19 protein-coding genes are annotated in these 19515 nt (G+C 60.9%); 8 read left to right on the forward strand and 11 right to left on the reverse strand.

Going from position 1 to position 19515, the window contains the following annotated elements; translation table 11 throughout:
- Window positions 1–22: 22 nt before the first annotated feature.
- The gene (locus tag ACR3XE_RS02365; RefSeq protein WP_486185887.1) at window positions 23–916 is read right to left on the reverse strand and encodes a LysR family transcriptional regulator; all 894 of its coding nucleotides are present in this window, start codon (window positions 914–916) and stop codon (window positions 23–25) included.
- A 97-nt stretch (window positions 917–1013) separates the two neighbouring features.
- Here ACR3XE_RS02365 and ACR3XE_RS02370 point away from each other — a divergent pair, with 97 nt between their 5' ends.
- From ACR3XE_RS02370 to mmsB, 8 genes are all read left to right on the forward strand, one after another.
- A complete protein-coding gene (locus ACR3XE_RS02370) occupies window positions 1014–2513 on the forward strand; it encodes a CoA-acylating methylmalonate-semialdehyde dehydrogenase (RefSeq protein WP_473699182.1) in 1500 nt (499 codons plus the stop codon).
- 10 nt (window positions 2514–2523) lie between these two features.
- Entirely contained in the window at window positions 2524–2826 is a 303-nt protein-coding gene (locus ACR3XE_RS02375; protein WP_473699181.1) for an I78 family peptidase inhibitor, read from the forward strand.
- A 79-nt stretch (window positions 2827–2905) separates the two neighbouring features.
- Window positions 2906–3442 carry a hypothetical protein gene (locus tag ACR3XE_RS02380; RefSeq protein WP_473699180.1) on the forward strand — a complete coding sequence of 179 codons (537 nt, stop codon included), beginning with the start codon at window positions 2906–2908 and terminating at the stop codon, window positions 3440–3442.
- A gap of 4 nt (window positions 3443–3446) precedes the next feature.
- On the forward strand, window positions 3447–3842 hold the full coding sequence (locus tag ACR3XE_RS02385; RefSeq protein ID WP_473699179.1) for a RidA family protein: 396 nt from the start codon (window positions 3447–3449) through the stop codon (window positions 3840–3842).
- Entirely contained in the window at window positions 3839–4984 is a 1146-nt protein-coding gene (locus ACR3XE_RS02390) for an acyl-CoA dehydrogenase family protein (RefSeq protein ID WP_473699178.1), read from the forward strand. The genes ACR3XE_RS02385 and ACR3XE_RS02390 overlap by 4 nt, the downstream gene beginning before the upstream one ends.
- 5 nt (window positions 4985–4989) lie before the next feature.
- Window positions 4990–6033 (forward strand): enoyl-CoA hydratase/isomerase family protein, encoded by a 1044-nt coding sequence (locus tag ACR3XE_RS02395; protein ID WP_473699177.1) that lies wholly within the window; start codon window positions 4990–4992, stop codon window positions 6031–6033.
- The gene (locus ACR3XE_RS02400; protein WP_473699176.1) at window positions 6030–6812 is read left to right on the forward strand and encodes an enoyl-CoA hydratase-related protein; all 783 of its coding nucleotides are present in this window, start codon (window positions 6030–6032) and stop codon (window positions 6810–6812) included. Before ACR3XE_RS02395 ends, ACR3XE_RS02400 begins: the two co-directional genes overlap by 4 nt.
- A gap of 235 nt (window positions 6813–7047) precedes the next feature.
- Window positions 7048–7926 (forward strand): 3-hydroxyisobutyrate dehydrogenase, encoded by an 879-nt coding sequence (gene mmsB, locus ACR3XE_RS02405; RefSeq protein ID WP_486186041.1) that lies wholly within the window; start codon window positions 7048–7050, stop codon window positions 7924–7926.
- Here the strand turns inward: mmsB and ACR3XE_RS02410 are convergent.
- The 10 genes from ACR3XE_RS02410 to ACR3XE_RS02455 form a co-directional block, all read right to left on the reverse strand.
- A complete protein-coding gene (locus ACR3XE_RS02410; protein ID WP_473699174.1) occupies window positions 7923–8165 on the reverse strand; it encodes a hypothetical protein in 243 nt (80 codons plus the stop codon). The two genes, mmsB and ACR3XE_RS02410, sit on opposite strands and share 4 nt — an antisense overlap.
- A 153-nt stretch (window positions 8166–8318) precedes the next feature.
- Window positions 8319–10352, reverse strand: a complete 2034-nt coding sequence (locus tag ACR3XE_RS02415; protein ID WP_473699173.1) for a 3-hydroxyacyl-CoA dehydrogenase NAD-binding domain-containing protein — start codon at window positions 10350–10352, stop codon at window positions 8319–8321.
- A gap of 20 nt (window positions 10353–10372) precedes the next feature.
- Entirely contained in the window at window positions 10373–11602 is a 1230-nt protein-coding gene (locus tag ACR3XE_RS02420; RefSeq protein ID WP_473699172.1) for a serine hydrolase domain-containing protein, read from the reverse strand.
- A gap of 128 nt (window positions 11603–11730) precedes the next feature.
- Window positions 11731–12537: an SDR family NAD(P)-dependent oxidoreductase gene (locus ACR3XE_RS02425; protein ID WP_473699171.1), complete on the reverse strand. Its 807-nt coding sequence runs from the start codon at window positions 12535–12537 to the stop codon at window positions 11731–11733.
- Complete coding sequence (locus tag ACR3XE_RS02430; RefSeq protein WP_473699170.1) at window positions 12534–13295, reverse strand: SDR family NAD(P)-dependent oxidoreductase; 762 nt, start codon at window positions 13293–13295, stop codon at window positions 12534–12536. The genes ACR3XE_RS02425 and ACR3XE_RS02430 overlap by 4 nt, the downstream gene beginning before the upstream one ends.
- Window positions 13292–14359, reverse strand: a complete 1068-nt coding sequence (locus ACR3XE_RS02435) for a phosphotransferase family protein (RefSeq protein WP_473699169.1) — start codon at window positions 14357–14359, stop codon at window positions 13292–13294. The genes ACR3XE_RS02430 and ACR3XE_RS02435 overlap by 4 nt, the downstream gene beginning before the upstream one ends.
- Window positions 14360–14507: 148 nt before the next feature.
- Window positions 14508–15599, reverse strand: coding sequence for a Zn-dependent alcohol dehydrogenase (locus tag ACR3XE_RS02440; protein ID WP_473699168.1), 1092 nt, complete (start codon window positions 15597–15599; stop codon window positions 14508–14510).
- Between the two features lie 111 nt (window positions 15600–15710).
- Window positions 15711–17000: an acyl-CoA dehydrogenase family protein gene (locus tag ACR3XE_RS02445; protein WP_473699167.1), complete on the reverse strand. Its 1290-nt coding sequence runs from the start codon at window positions 16998–17000 to the stop codon at window positions 15711–15713.
- Window positions 17001–17113: 113 nt separating this feature from the next.
- The gene (locus ACR3XE_RS02450; RefSeq protein WP_473700261.1) at window positions 17114–18568 is read right to left on the reverse strand and encodes an MFS transporter; all 1455 of its coding nucleotides are present in this window, start codon (window positions 18566–18568) and stop codon (window positions 17114–17116) included.
- 2 nt (window positions 18569–18570) lie between these two features.
- On the reverse strand, window positions 18571–19428 hold the full coding sequence (locus ACR3XE_RS02455; RefSeq protein WP_473699166.1) for an SDR family NAD(P)-dependent oxidoreductase: 858 nt from the start codon (window positions 19426–19428) through the stop codon (window positions 18571–18573).
- Between the last annotated feature and the right edge of the window lie 87 nt (window positions 19429–19515).

A 19515-nucleotide genomic window follows, 5' to 3' on the forward strand; every position in this document is an offset into this window, starting at 1 on the left:
CTCAGACGTTACGGCGCGTCGGTCAGGCCGTTGGCGGCACCAAAATGTCGCGTCCGGCATGAACCTCGGCCACCAGCCAATCGATAAAGCCACGGACGCGCGGTTGACTCACCACGTCGCGGTGCAACGCCAGCCAGAAGCTGCGCGCGATGCGTTGGTCGGGTCGGATGCGCACGAGGTCTGGGTCATCATTGGCTAGAAAACAGGGCAGCACACCGATGCCCGCGCCCCCCGCGATTATCCGCCGCTGCGCGAGAATGCTCGAGCTGCGGATGGTGGCGCGCAGACCCGGTTCAATCTCGTCCAGATAGTCGAGTTCGGGGGCGTAAAGAATGTCGGGGACATAACCGATCACCGGAACGCCTGCCGATGCGAGTAAGCCCTCGCCGGTCTGCGCGGCCCAGTCGGGCCGGTTTGCCGGGGCGTAAAGACCGAGCCGATAGTCGGCGAGCTTGCGCGTGATGAGCGGGCCTTTGCGCGGTCGCGCCAGCAGCACCGCCATTTCGGCCTCGCGCCGCGAGGGATTGAGGAAGCCGCTGGAGGCGACCAGATCAACCTCCAGTTCTGGGTGCGCGTCGGTGAAAGAGGCAAGGCGCGGCGCGATGAAGCTGCTGCCAAAGCCTTCGGATACGCTGACGCGCAACTGGCCCGAAAGCGCCGAGCCACTTTCGCTGGCCACGTCGATTTTTGCGGCGACCGATGCCATCGCTTCGGCATGGGGCACCAGTGCGCGGCCTGCGGCGGTCAGCAGAAAGCCGTCACTGGCGCGTTCGAACAAGGTTTGTTGCAGCGACGATTCGAGCGCGCCGATCCGCCGGCTGACCGTCGTCGCGTCGATTGTCAGCTGTCGGGCGGCGCGGGCGAGTGTGCCTTCGCGGGCGACAGACAAGAAGATTTGCAGGTTATCCCAGTTCACCCCCTGCAAATATGCAGGTCTATGCTGCGAGTCTAGCCCTTGCATTGACGGGGCATTTGGTCTGTTGCTGCGCCAACGGAAGTGGAGATGAATGACCATGCGACAGATTGACCATCATATTGTTGCCGGTGCCGGTGCCGGTGCCGGTGCGCGCTTTGGCGAAATTTTTGACCCCAATAATGGCGGCGTTCAGGCGCAGGTCTCGATGGGCGATGCGGCGCTGCTTGATAAAGCGGTTGCGGCGGCGCAGGCGGCGCAGCCGACATGGGCGGCGACCAATCCGCAACGGCGCGCGCGGGTGATGTTCGAGTATAAACGTTTGGTCGAAGCCAATATGGAAGAGCTCGCGCATCTGTTGTCGAGCGAGCATGGCAAGGTGATTGCCGATGCGCGCGGCGATGTGCAGCGCGGGTTGGATGTGATCGAATTTTGTTGCGGCATCCCGCATGCTCTGAAGGGCGAATATACCGAAGGCGCCGGACCCGGCATTGATGTTTATTCGATGCGCCAGCCGCTGGGCGTCGTCGCCGGAATCACCCCGTTCAACTTTCCCGCGATGATTCCGATGTGGATGTTCGGACCAGCGATTGCGACGGGTAATGCCTTCATCCACAAACCCAGCGAGCGCGACCCCTCTGTGCCGGTGCGGCTCGCCGAACTGATGCTGGAGGCAGGATTGCCCGAAGGCATTTTGCAGGTCGTCCATGGCGACAAGGAAATGGTCGACGCGATCCTGGACCATGCGGATATCAAGGCCGTGAGCTTTGTCGGATCATCGGACATTGCCCATTATGTCTATAACCGCGGCGTAGCCGCCGGTAAGCGGGTGCAGGCGATGGGCGGAGCCAAGAACCATGGCATCGTCATGCCTGACGCCGACCTGGATCAGGTCGTCAATGACCTGTCGGGTGCCGCATTTGGCTCGGCTGGCGAACGCTGCATGGCGTTGCCGGTCGTTGTCCCCGTCGGCGAAGACACCGCCGAGCGGCTCAAGGAAAAGCTGATTCCGGCGATCAACGCGCTGCGCGTCGGCGTGTCGACCGATAATGACGCGCATTATGGTCCGGTGGTCAACGCCGCGCACAAGCAGCGGGTGGAGAACTGGATCCAGACTGCGGTCGATGAAGGCGGCGAGCTGGTTATCGATGGTCGCGGCTTTACGCTGCAAGGGCATGAAAAGGGCTTTTTCGTCGGTCCGACGCTGATCGATCATGTGACCCCCGACATGCAAAGCTATAAGGAAGAAATTTTCGGGCCGGTGCTTCAGATTGTTCGCGCGCCCGATTTTGAAACCGCACTCGCGCTGCCCAGCCAGCATCAATATGGTAATGGCGTCGCCATCTTTACCCGCAACGGCCATGCCGCCCGCGAATTTGCCGCGCGCGTCAATGTCGGAATGGTTGGCATCAATGTGCCGATTCCGGTGCCGGTCGCCTATCATAGCTTTGGTGGCTGGAAGCGGTCGGGTTTTGGCGATACCAACCAGCATGGTATGGAAGGCGTCAAATTCTGGACCAAGGTCAAGACCATCACATCGCGCTGGCCCGACGGGTCGCCCGATGGCAGCAACGCCTTCGTCATTCCGACGATGGGATAAGGAGAAGCCGGTGATTGCCAAATGGACCGGGGCCGCAGGTCTGGCCCTTTCGCTGGCGGGTTGTGCTGGTATGGCGGCGGGGCCGGATGCTCCCGCCACCATGCCTGCTGACGCCTGTCGGGCCGATGGCGCCCAGTCGATGATCGGTCAGACCGCCAATGCCGCCCTTGGCACGCAATTGTTACGCGAAACCGGTGCTGCGACGCTGCGCTGGGCACCGCCACGCAGCGCCATGACGATGGACTTTCGGCCCGACCGGCTGACCGTTGGTTATGACGATGATTATCGTGTCACGACCATCACTTGCGGTTGATGCGTGGCAACCCGGATAGGTTAGGCGAATTGATAGAAGGAGCCGACGCGGGCAGGCCGCGTCGAACAGGAGCCTTGCCATGACCCATCGCTTTAAAATGACGCTCGTCTTGCTGCTATTGCCGCTCGGCGCGTGCAGCAGCGAGAAGAAGTCCGAGGATGCTGGCACAGCGCAAACGGCGACCCCCGCGCACCCCGAACCCGCCGCTCCCTGGGACGCGAAGGAACGGGATGACAGTGCCGCCGACGTCTCGTCTGCGCCTGCGTCGCCAACATCGGCTGAACCCGATATTGTAAGCAGCGCCAACCAGATTCCGCCATCGGTGCAGGGGCGGTGGGGATTGGTCGTCGCCGATTGCACCTCAACGCATGGTGACGCCAAGGGGCTGCTAACGATCGATGCGACGAGCCTGCGATTCTATGAATCGGTGGGCAAATTGACACGCGTGCGTGAGCGCGATGCGAGCCATATCGTCGGCGAATTTGCGTTCAGCGGCGAAGGCTTAAACTGGAACCGCGTCATGACTCTCGATGTCGAGGGGCAGATGCTGATCCGCCGCGAAAATGGCGAAGGCGCGGTGCCCGGTCCATTCCAATATATGCGCTGCAAGGCCTGATGCTGTGACCGACCGCCAGCGCCACGCCTCAGCCTCTCCCTTTGAACCACTTTATGGGTATAGCCGCGCGACGCGTGTCGGACAGCAGATCGCCGTGGCCGGCTGTGCCCCGATAGACCCCGATGGAAGCTCGACGGTGGGCGATGCCGGCGTGCAGGCGGCGCGATGCCTGACTATCATCGACGAATCGCTGAGGGCTCTGGGCGGACGGGTCGAGGATGTGGTGCGAACCCGCATGTTTATCACCGACCCTGCCGACGCCGATGCCGTGGGCCGCGCGCATGGCGCGGTCTTTGCCAATATTCGCCCCGCCGCGACAATGGTGGTTGTGTCGGCCTTGATTCGCCCCGAATGGAAGGTGGAGATAGAGGCTGATGCCATAATAGGAACCATGGAATGACCGACCAATTTCAACTGACCGACGACCAGATTGCGATCCAGGATCTGGCGCGCAAATTCACCGTCGATGCGATTACGCCGCACGCGGGTGATTGGGACGAGAAACAGCATTTCCCCAAGGATGTGATCAAGGCGGCGGCAGAGCTGGGTTTTGCATCGATCTATGTGTCCGAAGAATCGGGCGGCATCGGGCTTGGGCGGCTGGAGGCTGCGCTGATTATGGAGGCGATGGCCTATGGCTGTCCCGCGACCAGCTCGTTCATCTCGATCCACAATATGGCGTCATGGATGATCGATTGTTTCGGCGACGACGCCATCAAGGTGCGCTATCTGCCGCAACTGGTGACGATGGATTTGATGGCAAGCTATTGCCTGACCGAACCGGGCAGCGGGTCGGACGCGGCGGCGCTCAAGACGACGGCGCGGCTGGAGGGCGACCACTATATCGTCAACGGCACCAAACAATTCATCTCGGGCGCCGGGGTCAATGACATCTATGTGACGATGGTGCGGACGGGCGGACCGGGGGCAAAGGGCATTAGCTGCCTTGTCATCGAAAAAGACATGGACGGCGTCAGCTTTGGCGCGAAAGAGCGCAAACTCGGCTGGAATGCCTCCCCCACCGCGCAGGTTATCCTCGACAATGTGCAGGTGCCGGTGGCGAACCGCGTCGGGGCGGAGGGCGACGGTTTTCGCTTTGCCATGGCGGGGCTCGACGGCGGGCGGCTGAATATCGGGGCGTGCAGCCTGGGCGGGGCACAGCGGTGCCTCGACGAAGCGATTGGCTATACCAAGGATCGTCAGCAATTTGGTCAGCCGATCGCCGATTTCCAGAACACCCAGTTCATGCTCGCCGATATGGCCACCGACCTAGAGGCGGCGCGCGCGCTGCTCTATCTGGCGGCGGCCAAGGTGACGGCGGGCGCGCCCGACAAGTCGCGCTTTTCAGCGATGGCAAAGCGGCTTGCGACAGACAGCGGCAGCGCCATTGTCAACGACGCGCTGCAATTGTTCGGCGGCTATGGCTATTTGAAAGATTATCCGATCGAGCGCTTCTGGCGCGATCTGCGCGTCCATTCGATCCTCGAAGGCACCAATCAGGTGATGCGGATGATCGTTGGCCGTGATTTGTTGAGGCAGTGACCCCTATGACCGACGATCTCATCACCGGGCAGGACGGTCGCATCGGCCGGATCAGTCTGAACCGGCCCAAGGCCATTCACGCGCTCAATCATCCGATGTGCGACGCGATGATTGCGGCGCTGCTCGACTGGCGCGATGATGATAGCGTCGAATCTGTGACCATCGACCATAGCGAGGGGCGCGGCTTTTGCGCTGGCGGCGATATCCGCATGTTGGCGGAAAGCGGAGCGAAGGACGGGGTCGAGGCGCGCGCCTTTTTCCACACCGAATATCGGCTCAACCATTTGTTGTTCACTTATCCCAAGCCGGTTGTCGCCTTTATGGACGGCATCACCATGGGCGGCGGGGTCGGCATATCGCAGCCCGCCAAATATCGCGTTGCCACCGAAAACACGCGCTTTGCGATGCCCGAAACCGGAATCGGTCTGTTTCCCGATGTTGGCGGCGGCTGGTACCTGCCGCGCATCGAAGGGCGCGTCGGCGTGTTTCTGGCGCTGACCGGGGCGCGGCTCGACGGTGCCGAATGCCTCGCGCTGGGTCTGGCGACCCATTATCTTCCTGCCGCCAATCTGGAAGAGGCCAAGGCGCGCATCGCCGCGCACCCCGACCGGATCGGCGGAATTTTGGGCGAGCTTTCGGTTACTGCGCCGCCAGCGCGCATTGCGCCCAATATTGACAAGATCAACCGGCTGTTCGCCAGCGACCGCTATGAAGACATTCTTGCCGCGCTCGACGCTGATGGCAGCGAATGGGCGATGAAGGAACGCGACACGCTGGGCACCAAATCGCCCCAGACGTGCAAGGTCGCGCTGCGCCAGCTGGCAGAGGGGGCCAAAATGCCCGACTTTGCCGCCGAGATGGTACAGGAATATGCCATCGGGGCACGTGTCGTCGCGATGCATGATTTTCTGGAGGGCGTTCGCGCTCTGATTGTCGACAAGGACAATAGCCCGAAATGGGACCCGCCAACCCCCGAAGCAGTCAGCGAAGAATGGATCGACGCCATTTTCGCGCCGCTTCCCGAAGATGAGAAATGGACCCCGCTATGAGTTACGAAACCATCCTTGTTGAACAAAAGGGCGCCGTCACTTTGGTGACGCTCAATCGCCCACAGGCGCTCAATGCGCTGAACAGTCAGGTGCTTGACGATTTGATCGCCGCCTTTGCCGCTTATGAAGCCGACGATAGCCAGCGCTGTCTGGTGCTGACCGGGTCGGGTGATAAAGCCTTTGCGGCGGGGGCCGACATCAAGGAAATGGCCGACAAGCCGGCGGCCGACTTTTTTCTCGAAGATTTCTTTGCCAAATGGACGAGCCATTTCGTCAAGGCGACGCGCAAGCCGTGGATCGCGGCGGTCAATGGTTTTGCTTTGGGCGGCGGGTGTGAAGTGGCGATGATGGCCGACTTTATCATCGCGTCCGAAAAGGCAAAATTCGGCCAGCCCGAAATCAAGCTGGGCGTTGCGCCGGGTATGGGCGGGTCGCAGCGGCTGACCCGTGCGGTCGGCAAAGCCAAGGCGATGGAAATGTGCCTGACCGGACGGATGATGGATGCCGACGAGGCCGAAAGGTCGGACCTCGTCGCGCGCGTTGTGGCGCATGACAGCCTGCTCGACGAAGCCCTGAAAACGGCCACAATCATTGCCGCTATGCCGCCGATGGCGGCGATGGTGAACAAGGAAATGGTCAATACGGCCTTTGAAATGTCGCTCGATCAGGGCCTGCTCCACGAACGGCGTTTGTTCCAAATTTTGGCCGCGACCGAGGATCGGGCCGAAGGCATGGCGGCGTTTATCGAGAAACGCGAAGGCAAGTGGAAGGGGCGGTGAGATTATTTGCCGGACAAGCGCTTGGTCCAGCTGGGGCAATGATCGGCTTGCACTTGGCTCTTTGGGTCATGGTTTTGGAGACCGGGGCTACTTATGATTCCAGCGGACTTGAGCAATTGCTTTGGTGGGTTGTCGCTCTGTGGATACTGCCAATCATCAGCCTCATCATATTGGTCTCCTATACGATTGACGACTTTCGAACGTGGTTGAAGCAGCGGTCACACAAAAAGAGGGAATAAGAACAGTGAAAATCGCATTTATTGGACTTGGCAATATGGGCGGCGGGATGGCCGCGAATCTGGCGAAGGCAGGACATGAAGTCCGCGCTTTCGATCTGTCGGCCGAGGCGCTCGACAAGGCAGTCGCGGCGGGTTGCGCGCGCGCGGCGAGCGCTGGCGAAGCCGTGCGCGGGGCCGAAGCCGTGGTAACGATGCTGCCGGCGGGCAAGCATGTCGCAGCGGTCTATACGAACGATGTCTTTCCCAATGCCGACAAGGGTATCGTGCTGCTCGATTGTTCGACCATCGACGTGGCCACCGCGCGAAGCAATGCCGCCGCTGCCACAGAGGCTGGACTTCTGGCCGTCGATGCGCCGGTATCGGGCGGCATCGCGGCGGCCAATGCCGGCACGCTGACCTTCATGGTCGGCGGCAGTGACGAAGGCTTTGCCCGTGCCGAGACGGTGCTCAAGGATATGGGCAAAGCGGTCATCCATGCGGGCGACAGCGGCGCGGGGCAGGCGGCGAAAATCTGTAACAATATGCTGCTCGGCGCGTCGATGATCGCGACCTGTGAGACATTGACAATGGCCCAGAAACTAGGGCTCGATCCGCAGAAGTTTGTCGATATTGCCAGCGTTTCGTCGGGCCAGTGCTGGTCGATGACCAGTTATTGCCCGCTGCCCGGTGTCGGGCCGACCTCGCCCGCCGATAATGGCTATGCGGGGGGCTTTGCCGCCGCGTTGATGCTCAAGGATCTGCGCCTTGCGATGGAGGCAGCGGCAAGTGTCGATGCCCATGTCCCGATGGGCGAGAAGGCGCGGGCCATGTATGAGGAGTTTGTCGCCGCCGACAGCGACGGCCGCGACTTTTCGGCTATCATCCAGACGCTTTAGTAAAAGTCCGCCGTCTCGCCGCCGTCGGGGCGTTTGGTCCGATGCACCTGCGTCGGGGCGCGGTCGCTGCCTGTCTGCACGACGAGCCTGCCATTGATACGCCGCACCTGGGCGGGGGCGAGGATGCGCGCGCGGGCCGTGGCGGTAGCCGTCGCGTGCGGACGCGTGTTGGCAGGCGGCGGCGCGGCGGGTGCTGCGGCGGAGGCGGAGGTCAGGATCAGGGCGGCGATCAGCGTCATGGTCGTCAGGGTGGCGGCGCGCGCCAGGTCTTACCAGCGCATTAACCCTGTTTCGGGGGTCCGCCACGCAGCAGATCGTCCGCTATTGGCAAAGAAAAGGCCGCCCGCCCCGCAATGGGACAGGCGGCCTTTGAAAGCTCAATATCTATGGGGTCAGAAGCCCGTTTTGGCCTCTGCTTTTTCTTTCAGTAGCGGCGCGATGTCGAAACCATGCTTCTCCAGCGCGGCGACAATCTTGTCGGTGCCTTCCAGCCCGGCCCAGAACATCGGGCCGCCGCGATAGACCGGCCAGCCATAGCCAAAAATCCATACGACATCGATGTCCGACGCGCGCTGGGCTTTGCCTTCGGCCAGGATCAGTGCGCCCTCGTTGACCATCGGATAGAGCGTGCGCTCGATGATTTCCTGATCGCTGATATCGCGCTTTGCCTTGTTCGATTTGGAACGGAAATCCTCGATGATCGCCGCCACCTCTTCGCTGGGGGTGGGCTGGCGCTTGGCGTCATAGTCGTAAAAGCCCTTGCCGGTCTTTTGCCCCCAGCGCCCGACGGCGCATAGTGCATCACGGATGCTTTCGATGCGCGTTTCGTCGCGGTGCCAGCCGATGTCGACGCCCGCCAGATCGCTCATCTGGAACGGGCCCATCGGCATACCGAATTCGACATGGACCTTGTCGATCTGTTGCGGCGTTGCGCCTTCCATCAACAGGTTCATCGCCTCGACCTGGCGCGGTTTGAGCATGCGGTTGCCGATGAAGCCATCGCATACGCCCGCGACCACGGCGACTTTGCCGATCTTCTTGCCGATTGCCATGGCGGTGGCCAGCGCGTCGGGGGCGGTCTTTTCGCCGCGCACGACTTCGAGCAGTTTCATGACATTGGCGGGGGAGAAAAAGTGCATCCCCAGCACGTCGCCGGGGCGGCTGGTCGCGGTCGCAATTTCGTCAATATCGAGGTAGCTGGTGTTCGACGCGAGGATGGCGCCGGGCTTGGCGATTTTGTCGAGCTTGCCGAAAATATCCTTTTTGACATCCATATTTTCATAAACCGCCTCGATGATGAGGTCGCAGTCGGCGAGGTCGTCGAGATTGAGGGTGCCGCTGAGCGCGCCCATCATCGCATCGACCTGTTCGGGCTTGAAGCGACCCTTGGCGGCGCTCGCGTCATAATTTTTGCGGATGACGCCGATCCCGTGATCGAGCGCCTTCTGCTTCATCTCGACGATGGTGACGGGGATGCCTTTTTGCAGAAAGTTCATCGAAATGCCGCCGCCCATCGTACCAGCGCCGATGACGCCGACTTTCTTGATGTCGCGCAATTTGATGTCCTTGGGCAGGCCGTCGATCTTGGCGGCCTGACGCTGGGCAAAGAACAGGTGGCGTTGGGCGGCCGACTGGCTGCCGAACATCAGTTTCATAAATTGTTCGCGCTCGAAAACCATGCCCTCTTCAAACGGCAGACGGGTGGCCGCTTCGACGCAGGCGAGGTTGGCATAGGGCGCTTCAAAGCCGCGCCATTTGCGGGCATATTTGGACTTGAGGGCTTCGATCGCGGCGACGTCGCCAAAGATTTCCCGGTCTCGCGTCGGGCGCGGGCCGTCGGCGATTTTACTGCGTGCAAAGGCAATGGCGTCGGCGGCAAGGCTGTCCTCGCCCGCCAGCGCATCGACGAGGCCCATGTCCTTGGCCTTGGCGGCGGGGACGGGATCGCCGGTCGAGGTCATCAGCGCGGCGGCTTCGATACCGACGACACGCGGTAGGCGCTGGGTGCCGCCCGCACCGGGCAGCAGGCCGAGCTTGACCTCTGGCACGCCCAATTTGGCCGAGGGAACGGCGACGCGATAATGGCAAACCAGCGTGGTCTCTAACCCGCCGCCGAGCGCTGTGCCGTGAATTGCGGCAACGACCGGCTTGGGCGACGCTTCGATGCTGTTGAGCACGGCGTTAAAGTCCGGTCCCTTGGGCGGCTTGCCAAATTCGGTGATGTCGGCTCCTGCGATGAAGGTCGCGCCATCACAGCGCAGCACAATCGCCTCGACACCATCATCGGCGATGGCGGCGGCAAAATGATCGGAAAGGCCCTGACGGACGTGCCACGACAACGCGTTGACCGGCGGATTGTTGACGATGATGACGGCGACGTTGCCGTCCTTTTCAAGGGTTACGGAGTTGGGAGTTTCTTCGGACATTTTGGTTTCCTCTTATGGGTTCAATCGTCGATGGCGGCGTGGACCAAAGTCTTGACCTCGCGCCGCACGGGATAGGTGGAGGAGGGCATGAGCTGGGTCATAAAGACCATCGCCAGATCTTCGACCGGGTCGACAAAGAATCCGGTCGAGAACATGCCGCCCCAATAATAATCGCCCGCCGACCCGGGGGTCAGCGTTTGCGCCGGGCTTTCGGTCACCGCAAAGCCAAGCCCGAATCCGACGCCTGCATTTTCGGCTTCGGAAAAAATGCCGATGCTGTGCTGAACCAGATCGCCGCCGCCGGGCAGGTGGTTGGCGGTCATCAGATCGAGCGTCTTGCGGCTGATGATTCGGGTGCCGCCGAGCACGCCGCCGCCGAGCAGCATCAGGCAGAAACGATGATAATCGGCGAGCGTCGATACCAGCCCGCCGCCGCCAGAATGAAAGCTGCGGTCCTTGGCCCAGCGGCTCTTGTCGCCATTGTCGAACGGCTTCATTTTTTCGGTCGGATGAAAGGCATAGCAGTCGGTCAGCCGATGCTGTTTGTCCGCAGAAACCTTGAATCCGGTATCGACCATGCCGAGCGGATCGAACAAGCGTTCCTGAAGCACCTGGGCAAAGGGCTTGCCCTCGATCCGTTCGATCACCGCGCCCAGAACGTCGGTCGCCATCGAATAATTCCAATGCGTGCCGGGGTCGAACTGCAACGGGATTTTGGCGAGACCGGCGAGGAAGCTGTCCATCGTATAATCGGCGTCGAAATCGTCAATTTTGGCCTTGCGATAGGCGGCATCGACCGGCGTGCGTTCCTGAAAACCATAGGTGAGGCCCGATGTGTGGCGCAAAATGTCGACCATCAAAATTGGCGTCAGCGGTGGCCGGGTCAGAAACGGGACATTGCCGCCGCCCGCGACGAATACGCCGGTGTCGGCAAATTCGGGGCAGTATTTGATCAGCGGGTGGCTGAGCGCGACCTTGCCCTCTTCGACCAGCATCATAAAGACGATCGAGGTAATCGGTTTGGTCATGCTGGCGATGCGGAAGATGGCGTCATCCTTTAACGCCTCGCCGGGCCGCGCGTCGCCGACGCAGCTTTGATGGACGATTTCGCCGCGCCGCGACACCAAAGTTGCGGCGTGGGGCAAACGTCCGGTGTCGACATATTTGGCGGCAAGAAACGCCGGGATGCGGTCGAGCCGCTTCTTTGACATCCCCGCCAATAGGCTGTGTCCGCTGCGACCATGCATCATGATATGCGCGCTCCTTTGAAAATGGTGACCGCATAGGCCGACCAGCCGCCGCAGCCATTTTCTATAACCTTGATGCTGTCGCCCAGCTCGCGAAATTGCATGTTTGCGTTCCTATACTGCGGTTTGGCCTATACGGCTGTCTGGCCGGTGAGTTGGCGCGTGACCGGATGCGATGACGAGAGGCCACCATCGACGGCAATCGCCTGTCCGTTGACATAGCTTGCCTGATCGCTGGCGAGGAACAGCGCGACATTGGCGAGTTCTTCGGGCTGCGCGGCGCGCTGGAGCGGGTTGAGCCGTCCGACCTTGTGCATCACGTCCTTGGCCTTGGCATAATCGAAGGTCGGTTTGGTCATGCCGGTTTCGGTCAGGCCGGGGCAGATGGCGTTGACGCGCACGCCGGTGCCGGTCATCTGTTGCGCCGACACTTTGGTCAGGTTGATGACCCCTGCCTTGGAAGCCGAATAGGGCGGTCCGCCCGCGCCCGAACGAATTCCCGCGACGCTGGCGGTCATGATGATCGACCCGCCGCGTCCCTGATCCGCCATTGCTTTACCGGCATGTTTGACCATCAGGAACGGCCCGATCAAATTGACGCGCAATATCTCTGCCCATTCTTCGGGGCCGAGGTCGAATATGCCGGTCATGCCGCCGCTGACCCCGGCGTTGGCAAAGGCGATGTCGAGCCCGCCATAGGTTTCGATGGCGACCGCAACCAGCTTGGCAACATCGGCTTCGGTACCGGCGTCGATTTCCAATGCCATGGCGGCGTGACCCGCATCGATGATCGATTTGGCGGTGTCGTGCACCGCCTCTGTCTTGTCGCCCAGAACGACTTTCGCGCCCTCTGCGGCAAAGCGTAGCGCGCTGGCGCGACCGATCCCGCTGCCCGCGCCGGTAATGATGGCGACTTTGCCGTCCAATGCTCCGCTCATACGACTACACCTCCATCCACAACGACCGTTTGTCCGGTCATAAAGCTTGACGCTCCCGACCCCAAGAATACCGCAGCACCCGCAATTTCACGCGGTTCGCCGATACGGCCAAGACAGGCATTCGCCGTCGATGCTTTCAGATTGTCGGGGTTATCCCACAAGGCGCGGGCGAAATCGGTTTTGACCAACCCGGGGGCAATCGCGTTGATGCGGACATTGGACGGACCATATTCGCGCGCCAGATTTTTGACCAGTTGAATGTCGGCGGCCTTGGTGATCGCATAAGCGCCCAATATGGCCGAGCCGCGCAAGCCTCCGATGGACGACACGAGGATGATTGATCCCGACTGCCGTTCGCGCATTTCTGGGGCGACCATCGAAATCAGCCAGTGCTGGGCGACGATATTATGGTCGAGCGTCTTGCGTAGCGCCTCGTCGGTGATCGTTTCCATCGGACCATAATGGGGGTTCGATGCGGCGTTGCAGACCAAGATGTCAATCGCACCAAAGGCGGTGCGCGTGGCGTCGATCATCGCTTGCAGCGATTCTTTCGACGACAGGCTCGACGAAATGGCCAGAGCCGCGCCGGGATGCTTGGCGTTGATTGCCGCCGCCACCTCTTCGCATGGTCCGATATTGCGGCTGGTGATCACGACCTTCGCGCCATGATCGGCATATTCCTCGGCAATCGCTTGGCCAATGCCGCGCGACGAGCCGGTGATGATCGCGACCTTGCCGCTCATATCGAATAAATTCATACGCCTGCTTTCTGTGCAAATTGCCATGCTTTTTCCGCCAGCGGCTGGACACGCGTGGACATGTCTTTGGCGTGCTGTGAAGACGCCGTGCCCTCGATGACGCGCTTTTTGATGCCCTGGATGATGCCCGCAAGGCGGAAGAAATTATAAGCGAAATACCAGTTCATGTCGGGAACGCCGTCGCGGTCGGTCGCAGCACAATAACGCTCGACCATCGCGTCTAGTTCCGGAATCCCCAGTGCTTTGCGGTCGATGTCCATGACGCCCGACCGGCCACCATTTTCGGTGACCCACGCCATGGCGACATAGGTGAAATCGGCGAGTGGATCGCCCAGCGTCGATAGTTCCCAGTCGAGCACCGCCAGCACTTCGGGCCGATCCTTGGCAAAGATCATATTGTCGATGCGATAATCGCCATGGACGATGCTGGTGCGTGTCTGTTCGGGAATGCTGGTCGGCAGAAAGGCGATGAGCCGTTCCATCTCGTCCATCACTTCGGTTTCGGCGAGGCGGTATTGCTTGGTCCAGCGATCGACCTGTCGCCCGAAATAATTGCCGGGTTTGCCATAATCGGACAGCCCCGCCGCCGTGACGTCAACTTTGTGGAGTTGTGCCAGTGTGTCGATCATCGCTTCGTATGTGGCGCGGCGATTGGCGGGGGTCGACCCCGGCATCGCGCCGTCCCAGATAGTGTGGCCGTCGACCATGCCCATGACGTAAAACCAGCTGCCGACGACATCGTCATCGGTGCATAGTCCATATTGGCGCGCCACCGGGAAACCCATTTTATGAAGTCCGGCCTGCACCTTAAACTCGCGATCCACCGCATGGGCAGAGGGGAGGAGCGGGCCATAGGGTTTGCGGCGCAGAACATAGTCGCCCGACGGCGCGCTGATTTTATAGGTCGGGTTCGATTGACCGCCGGCAAATTTGCTTTGGGTCAGCGGGCCGGTGAATCCTTCGACATTCGCTTCCATCCATGCCGTCAGCCTAGCCTCGTCCAATATGTCCGCGCCTTCGGGCGCGACGGTGCCGCTAAAGGCTTTTTGGGCATCGAGCGTCATAAGCCGCTCCCCATCAGGGGAGGGGTGGGGGTGGGGTGTCGCGAGGTGGCGTTAGGCCGATGGCCCCCACCCGCTGCGACTAGGGAACAAGCTCCCAAGTCTCGCTGCCCTCCCCTGAAGGAGAGGGCGAAAGAGGCGCGCGCACGCGTCATTGATCGAATACGATCACCGACCGCGCGGCGTCGCCTTTCTTCATCTTGTCGAACCCTGCGTTGATCTGTTCGAGCGGGATGGTTTCGGCGACGATGCTATCAAGGTCGAGAAGCCCGCGCAGATAAAAATCGACGAGGCGCGGAATGTCGACGGGGAAGCGGTTGCCGCCCATGATCGCGCCCTGCAATTTCTTGCCCGACAACAGATCCATTGCCGACAGACTGACCCTCTCGGCGAGCGGCATCATGCCCAATATGGTCGCCGTGCCGCCGCGGCGCAGAGTGGCGACAGCCAGCGCCGCCGAAGCCGGACGTCCGACCGCTTCGATGGCATGGTCGACGCCGCCCTTGGTCATCTCGACAATCTGTTTGGCCGCTCCGTCAGCCAGCGCATCGATCACATCAGTCGCACCTAGTTTTTGTGCCAGCGCGCGCTTTTCGGGAACCGGATCGGCGGCGATAATGCGCCCCGCACCGGCAATTTTGGCGGCGTTGATCGTCGCCAGCCCAACGCCGCCGCAACCGACGACAACGACGGTTTCGCCCGGCGTCACTTTGCAGGCGTTAAAGATGGTGCCCGCGCCGGTGGTTACGGCGCAGCCGATGACGGCGGCGCGGTCGAGCGGCATGTCGGGGTCGATCCGCACACAGGCATGTTCGTGGATCAGCATGGTTTCGGCAAAAGCGCTGAGGTTGAGCATCTGGTTGACGGTACTGCCGTCGGGACGGGTGATGCGAGGGGCGTCGCCCGCGACGCGCCGTGTGTCGCCGCCCATGCACAGCGACATGCGCCCGCTGACGCAAAATTCGCAATGCCCGCAAAAGGCCGACAGGCAAGATACGACTGCGTCGCCGACTTTGACCGTGCGGACTTCGCTGCCGACAGCCTCGACAATCCCGGCGGCTTCATGTCCCGGAATGGCGGGCAGGGGATGCGGATAGGCGCCGTCGATAAAGTGAAGGTCCGAATGGCATAGCCCGCACGCGGCAGTGCGGATGCGGACTTCGTGCGGACCGCAATCGGCAATCACCACATCTTCGATCTGCAGCGGTTTGCCGGGTTCGATCAACAGGGCGGCTTTGGTCATGAAAAACGATCCTCTCTGGCCGTTCGCACTGAGCCTGTCGAAGGGCCGTTCCTTCTTGCGTGAAGAATGAAGGGCGGTGCTTCGACAAGCTCAGCACAAACGGCATTTTGTCTAGCGCGAGGCGCCAACATCCCCCGATGAAAAGCCGGGTTCGCTCGCTTCGCTATGCTTGGCAAATTCGATGCGGGCGATGGCGCGTTCATGCACCTCGTCTGGGCCATCGGCTAGCCGCAGTGTGCGCTGGTGAGCATAGGCTGAAGCGAGGCCGAAATCTTCTGAAACGCCACCACCGCCATGCGCCTGAATTGCATCATCGATGATCTTCAGCGCCATATTTGGTGCCTGCACCTTGATCATGGCAATCTCGGCCGCCGCCGCCTTGTTGCCAACCTTGTCCATCATGTCGGCGGCTTTGAGGCAGAGCAGGCGCGTCATTTCAATGTCGATGCGCGCCCGAGCGATGCGATGTTCCCAGATGCTATATTCGGCGATAGTTTTGCCGAAAGCGACGCGCGATTGCAGCCGTTTGGCCATTTTGGTGATCGCTTCCTCGGCGGTGCCGATGGTGCGCATACAGTGATGGATGCGGCCCGGCCCGAGGCGTCCCTGCGCGATGGCAAAGCCCTGACCCTCGCCCAGCAGCATTGCCTCTTCGGCGTTGACGCGAACATCTTTGAGCTCGATTTCCATATGACCGTGCGGCGCATCGTCATACCCAAAGACAGGCAGGTGGCGCAGAATGTTCACGCCCGGCGCGTCGAGCGGCATCAGCACCATCGATTGTTGCTGGTGCCGCTTGGCGGCGAAATCGGTCTTGCCCATGACGATCGCGACCTTGCAGCGCGGATCACCGGCCCCCGACGACCACCATTTGGTGCCGTTGATGACATAATCATCGCCATCGCGTTCGATGCGGGTTTCGATGTTGGTGGCATCGGATGACGCAACCGCCGGCTCGGTCATCAAAAAGGCCGAACGGATTTCGCCGTTCATCAGCGGTTTGAGATACTTCGCCTTTTGCGCGGCGGTGCCATAGCGATGGAACACTTCCATATTACCGGTGTCGGGTGCCGAGCAGTTGAAGACTTCGCTGGCAAAGCCAACGCGGCCCATTTCTTCGGCACAAAGCGCATATTCAAGGTTGGTGAGGCCGGGGCCTTCAAACTCGAACGTCTCTTCGACATGGTGATGTGCGGCGCTGCGCGGCGGCATGAATAGGTTCCAGATACCGGCATCCTTGGCCTCGGCCTTGAGATCCTCGACAATCTGGATGACTTTCCAGCGTTCGCCAGCGCCGTCTTGAGCCTTATAGGTTGGCACGGCGGGGCGGACCTTGCGCTCGATGAAATCGCGCACCCGGTCGCGCCAATAGACCTGCCGGTCAGTGAGGTCGAAATCCATCGAAACTTCCTTTCCCTTTACGTTCGCGTAAACCTTTGGACCGATTCACCCTCGCTTGCCAACCCCTGCGTGAAGGAAAATTGCGACTTTCGGGTCGCAATTCTTCTTTTCCGTTAGGGATGCGCGCCGGTTGCGTCGGTGTCGAGCCGGGCGGCGTCGCCCAGCAGTTCGAGTCGCGCCTGATGATCGTCGCGCGAAATCGGGAATTTGCGCATGATCGCCAGCCCGATGAGGCCGATGATAAGGATCGAGATCATATAGCCCCACGCCAGATCGTCGAGCACCAAGGCGCTGACCTGCCCCGGCTTGGCGTCGGATGGAAAGGCGGCCCAGGATAAAATCTGCCCGGCGATGAAAATGCCGATCCCCGTCGCCAGTTTCTGCATGAAGAAATATCCGGCAAAGAACAGGCCTTCGGACCGCCGCCCGGTTTCGCTTTGCGATGCCTCGACCACATCGGCCATCATCGAAGCAGACAGGATCATCAACAGGATGGCAAAAATATTGGCGAAAAATACCAGGCTGAACATCCAGACGATGCTGGGCTTTCCGGGCAGGCCGGGGAAAATATCGGCGATATAGGCGAAATAGATTCCGCTGTTGATGGCCAGCGACAGAAACCCCGACAAGATGGCGGCGTCGCGTTTGCCGAGTCGCGCCGACAGCGGGGCGACGAGCAGGAAGGCGACGATCATGGTGCCAAACAACATCACGACATAGCCGATCAGTTCGATCTGGTTGAGTTGCCAGAAAAAGCCGAGCAGATAATTGGTCATCGCAAAGGTGATGCCCTGATTGATGTACCCGAACAGGGCCGCCGCAACGAGCCACAAAAAGGCGCTGTTGGACAGGGTGCGCTTCATTTCGTGAAGGATCGCGCGCAGCCCCGTCGCGGTTTCGGCACGGGCGACACTGGGCCGGGCAATGCGGCGATGCTGGCCCGCCGCCGACAACAGCACGGCCCCCGCCATCAATAGCGCGCCGGTAAGCGCATAACCAAAATAGCCGGCCGGATCGGTGAGTCCCTTCTCGCCGCCAAAAAATACGCCATAGGCTAGCAGCATGATCAGCAGACCGCCGCCCCAGCCGAACAAATAGCGATAACGCATGACGATGGTGCGCTCGTCATAATCGGGGGTCAGTTCGGGCACTAGGGCGACCGACGGCACTTCGCACATCGAGACCAGAGCACGCACGATGACGGCGAATCCGATCAGCCAGACGACGGTCATCGAATCGCTCATGGCGGGGGGATTCCAGAGCAGCATCCACATAATCGCCAAAGGAAGCGGTGCGGCATAAAGCCAGGGCAAACGGCGGCCCCAGCGGCTGCGCGTGCGATCAGACAATTCGCCGATTACGGGGTCGACAAAAGCATCGGCAATCAGCGCGACCATGATCGCGGTGCCGACGATTCCGGCATCAAGCCCGACCACCTGATTGTAAAACAACAGCAAAAATGTCGAAAAACCATTGTCTTTGACGCCATAGGCAATGCTGCCCATGCCATGCGCCATTTTGAGCCAGACGGGCAAATGTTTGGGGGGAGCCGCCGTTGTGGCAGTCATGGTCACGCGGATGCCCCGGCCTTGGCGGCATCCTCCATCGCAATCAGGGCATCGAACAGGCCCGGCGTTTCGGGGTCCCATGCGTGGCGTTCACCGATGGTCAAACCGCCGTCGACGAGCAAATGCGTGCCGGTCATAAAGCCCGAATCCTCGCTAGCGAGAAAGGCGACGGCGTTGGCAATGTCATCGGGCTGGCCACCGCGTGCGACGGGCTGTGCGGCTTCGCTCATCCCAGCAATAATTGCCTTGGCCTCGTCCTTGTTTTTCTCGGGAACTTCCAGCGACGATGTGAAGATATTGGTGTTGATAAAGCCGGGGCAAATGGCGTTCACGCGAATGCCATATTGGGCCAGATCGGTCGCGGCGATTTTCGACAGATGGAGCACTCCCATCTTGGCGACGGCATAGGCGGTGGGCGAATATCCCGCCCCCAGCGCGGCAACACTTGCGGTGTTGATGATCGACGCACCCTTGCGTCCCTTCATATGCGGCGCGGCATAGCGGATGCCCATTGCGACCGAGCGCAAAAGCAGGTTCATCGTCGCGTCCCAGCCTTCGGGGCTGATCTCGTCAATCGGCGCGCGGTCGCCGCCGGCGCCGGCATTGTTGAAAACGATATCGATGCCGCCGGCCTGATCGGCAACGGCATCCATCAACGCCTCGATCTGTTCGGGCTTGCACACGTCGCAGGCGATGAAATCGATGGTGCCGTTGGATTGTGCGGCGAGTGCTCGTCCACCCGCTTCGTCAATGTCGGATGCAAAGACATGCGCGCCTTCGCTGGCCAGTTTTAGCACAGCCGCTTTTCCAATTCCTGACGCTGCGCCGGTGACCACGGCCACCTTTCCTGCGAATCGCATATCCTCAACTCCCGTTTTGATTTGCCACCCAGCTTAGGCGCACGACACAGCGCGTCAACGCCGCTCGATATGACGCTACGGCGCCGT

The sequence above is a fragment of the Sphingopyxis sp. 10G20-10 genome (assembly GCF_057365075.1).

Coding starts and splice junctions, on each gene's coding strand:
- ACR3XE_RS02370 (WP_473699182.1), top strand. CDS start 1,014: ATGCGACAGATTGACCATCATATTGTTGCCGGTGCCGGTGCCGGTGCC.
- ACR3XE_RS02380 (WP_473699180.1), top strand. CDS start 2,906: ATGACCCATCGCTTTAAAATGACGCTCGTCTTGCTGCTATTGCCGCTC.
- ACR3XE_RS02390 (WP_473699178.1), top strand. CDS start 3,839: ATGACCGACCAATTTCAACTGACCGACGACCAGATTGCGATCCAGGAT.
- ACR3XE_RS02395 (WP_473699177.1), top strand. CDS start 4,990: ATGACCGACGATCTCATCACCGGGCAGGACGGTCGCATCGGCCGGATC.
- ACR3XE_RS02400 (WP_473699176.1), top strand. CDS start 6,030: ATGAGTTACGAAACCATCCTTGTTGAACAAAAGGGCGCCGTCACTTTG.
- ACR3XE_RS02410 (WP_473699174.1), bottom strand. CDS start 8,165: ATGACGCTGATCGCCGCCCTGATCCTGACCTCCGCCTCCGCCGCAGCA.
- ACR3XE_RS02415 (WP_473699173.1), bottom strand. CDS start 10,352: ATGTCCGAAGAAACTCCCAACTCCGTAACCCTTGAAAAGGACGGCAAC.
- ACR3XE_RS02420 (WP_473699172.1), bottom strand. CDS start 11,602: ATGATGCATGGTCGCAGCGGACACAGCCTATTGGCGGGGATGTCAAAG.
- ACR3XE_RS02425 (WP_473699171.1), bottom strand. CDS start 12,537: ATGAGCGGAGCATTGGACGGCAAAGTCGCCATCATTACCGGCGCGGGC.
- ACR3XE_RS02430 (WP_473699170.1), bottom strand. CDS start 13,295: ATGAATTTATTCGATATGAGCGGCAAGGTCGCGATCATCACCGGCTCG.
- ACR3XE_RS02435 (WP_473699169.1), bottom strand. CDS start 14,359: ATGACGCTCGATGCCCAAAAAGCCTTTAGCGGCACCGTCGCGCCCGAA.
- ACR3XE_RS02440 (WP_473699168.1), bottom strand. CDS start 15,599: ATGACCAAAGCCGCCCTGTTGATCGAACCCGGCAAACCGCTGCAGATC.
- ACR3XE_RS02445 (WP_473699167.1), bottom strand. CDS start 17,000: ATGGATTTCGACCTCACTGACCGGCAGGTCTATTGGCGCGACCGGGTG.
- ACR3XE_RS02450 (WP_473700261.1), bottom strand. CDS start 18,568: ATGACTGCCACAACGGCGGCTCCCCCCAAACATTTGCCCGTCTGGCTC.
- ACR3XE_RS02455 (WP_473699166.1), bottom strand. CDS start 19,428: ATGCGATTCGCAGGAAAGGTGGCCGTGGTCACCGGCGCAGCGTCAGGA.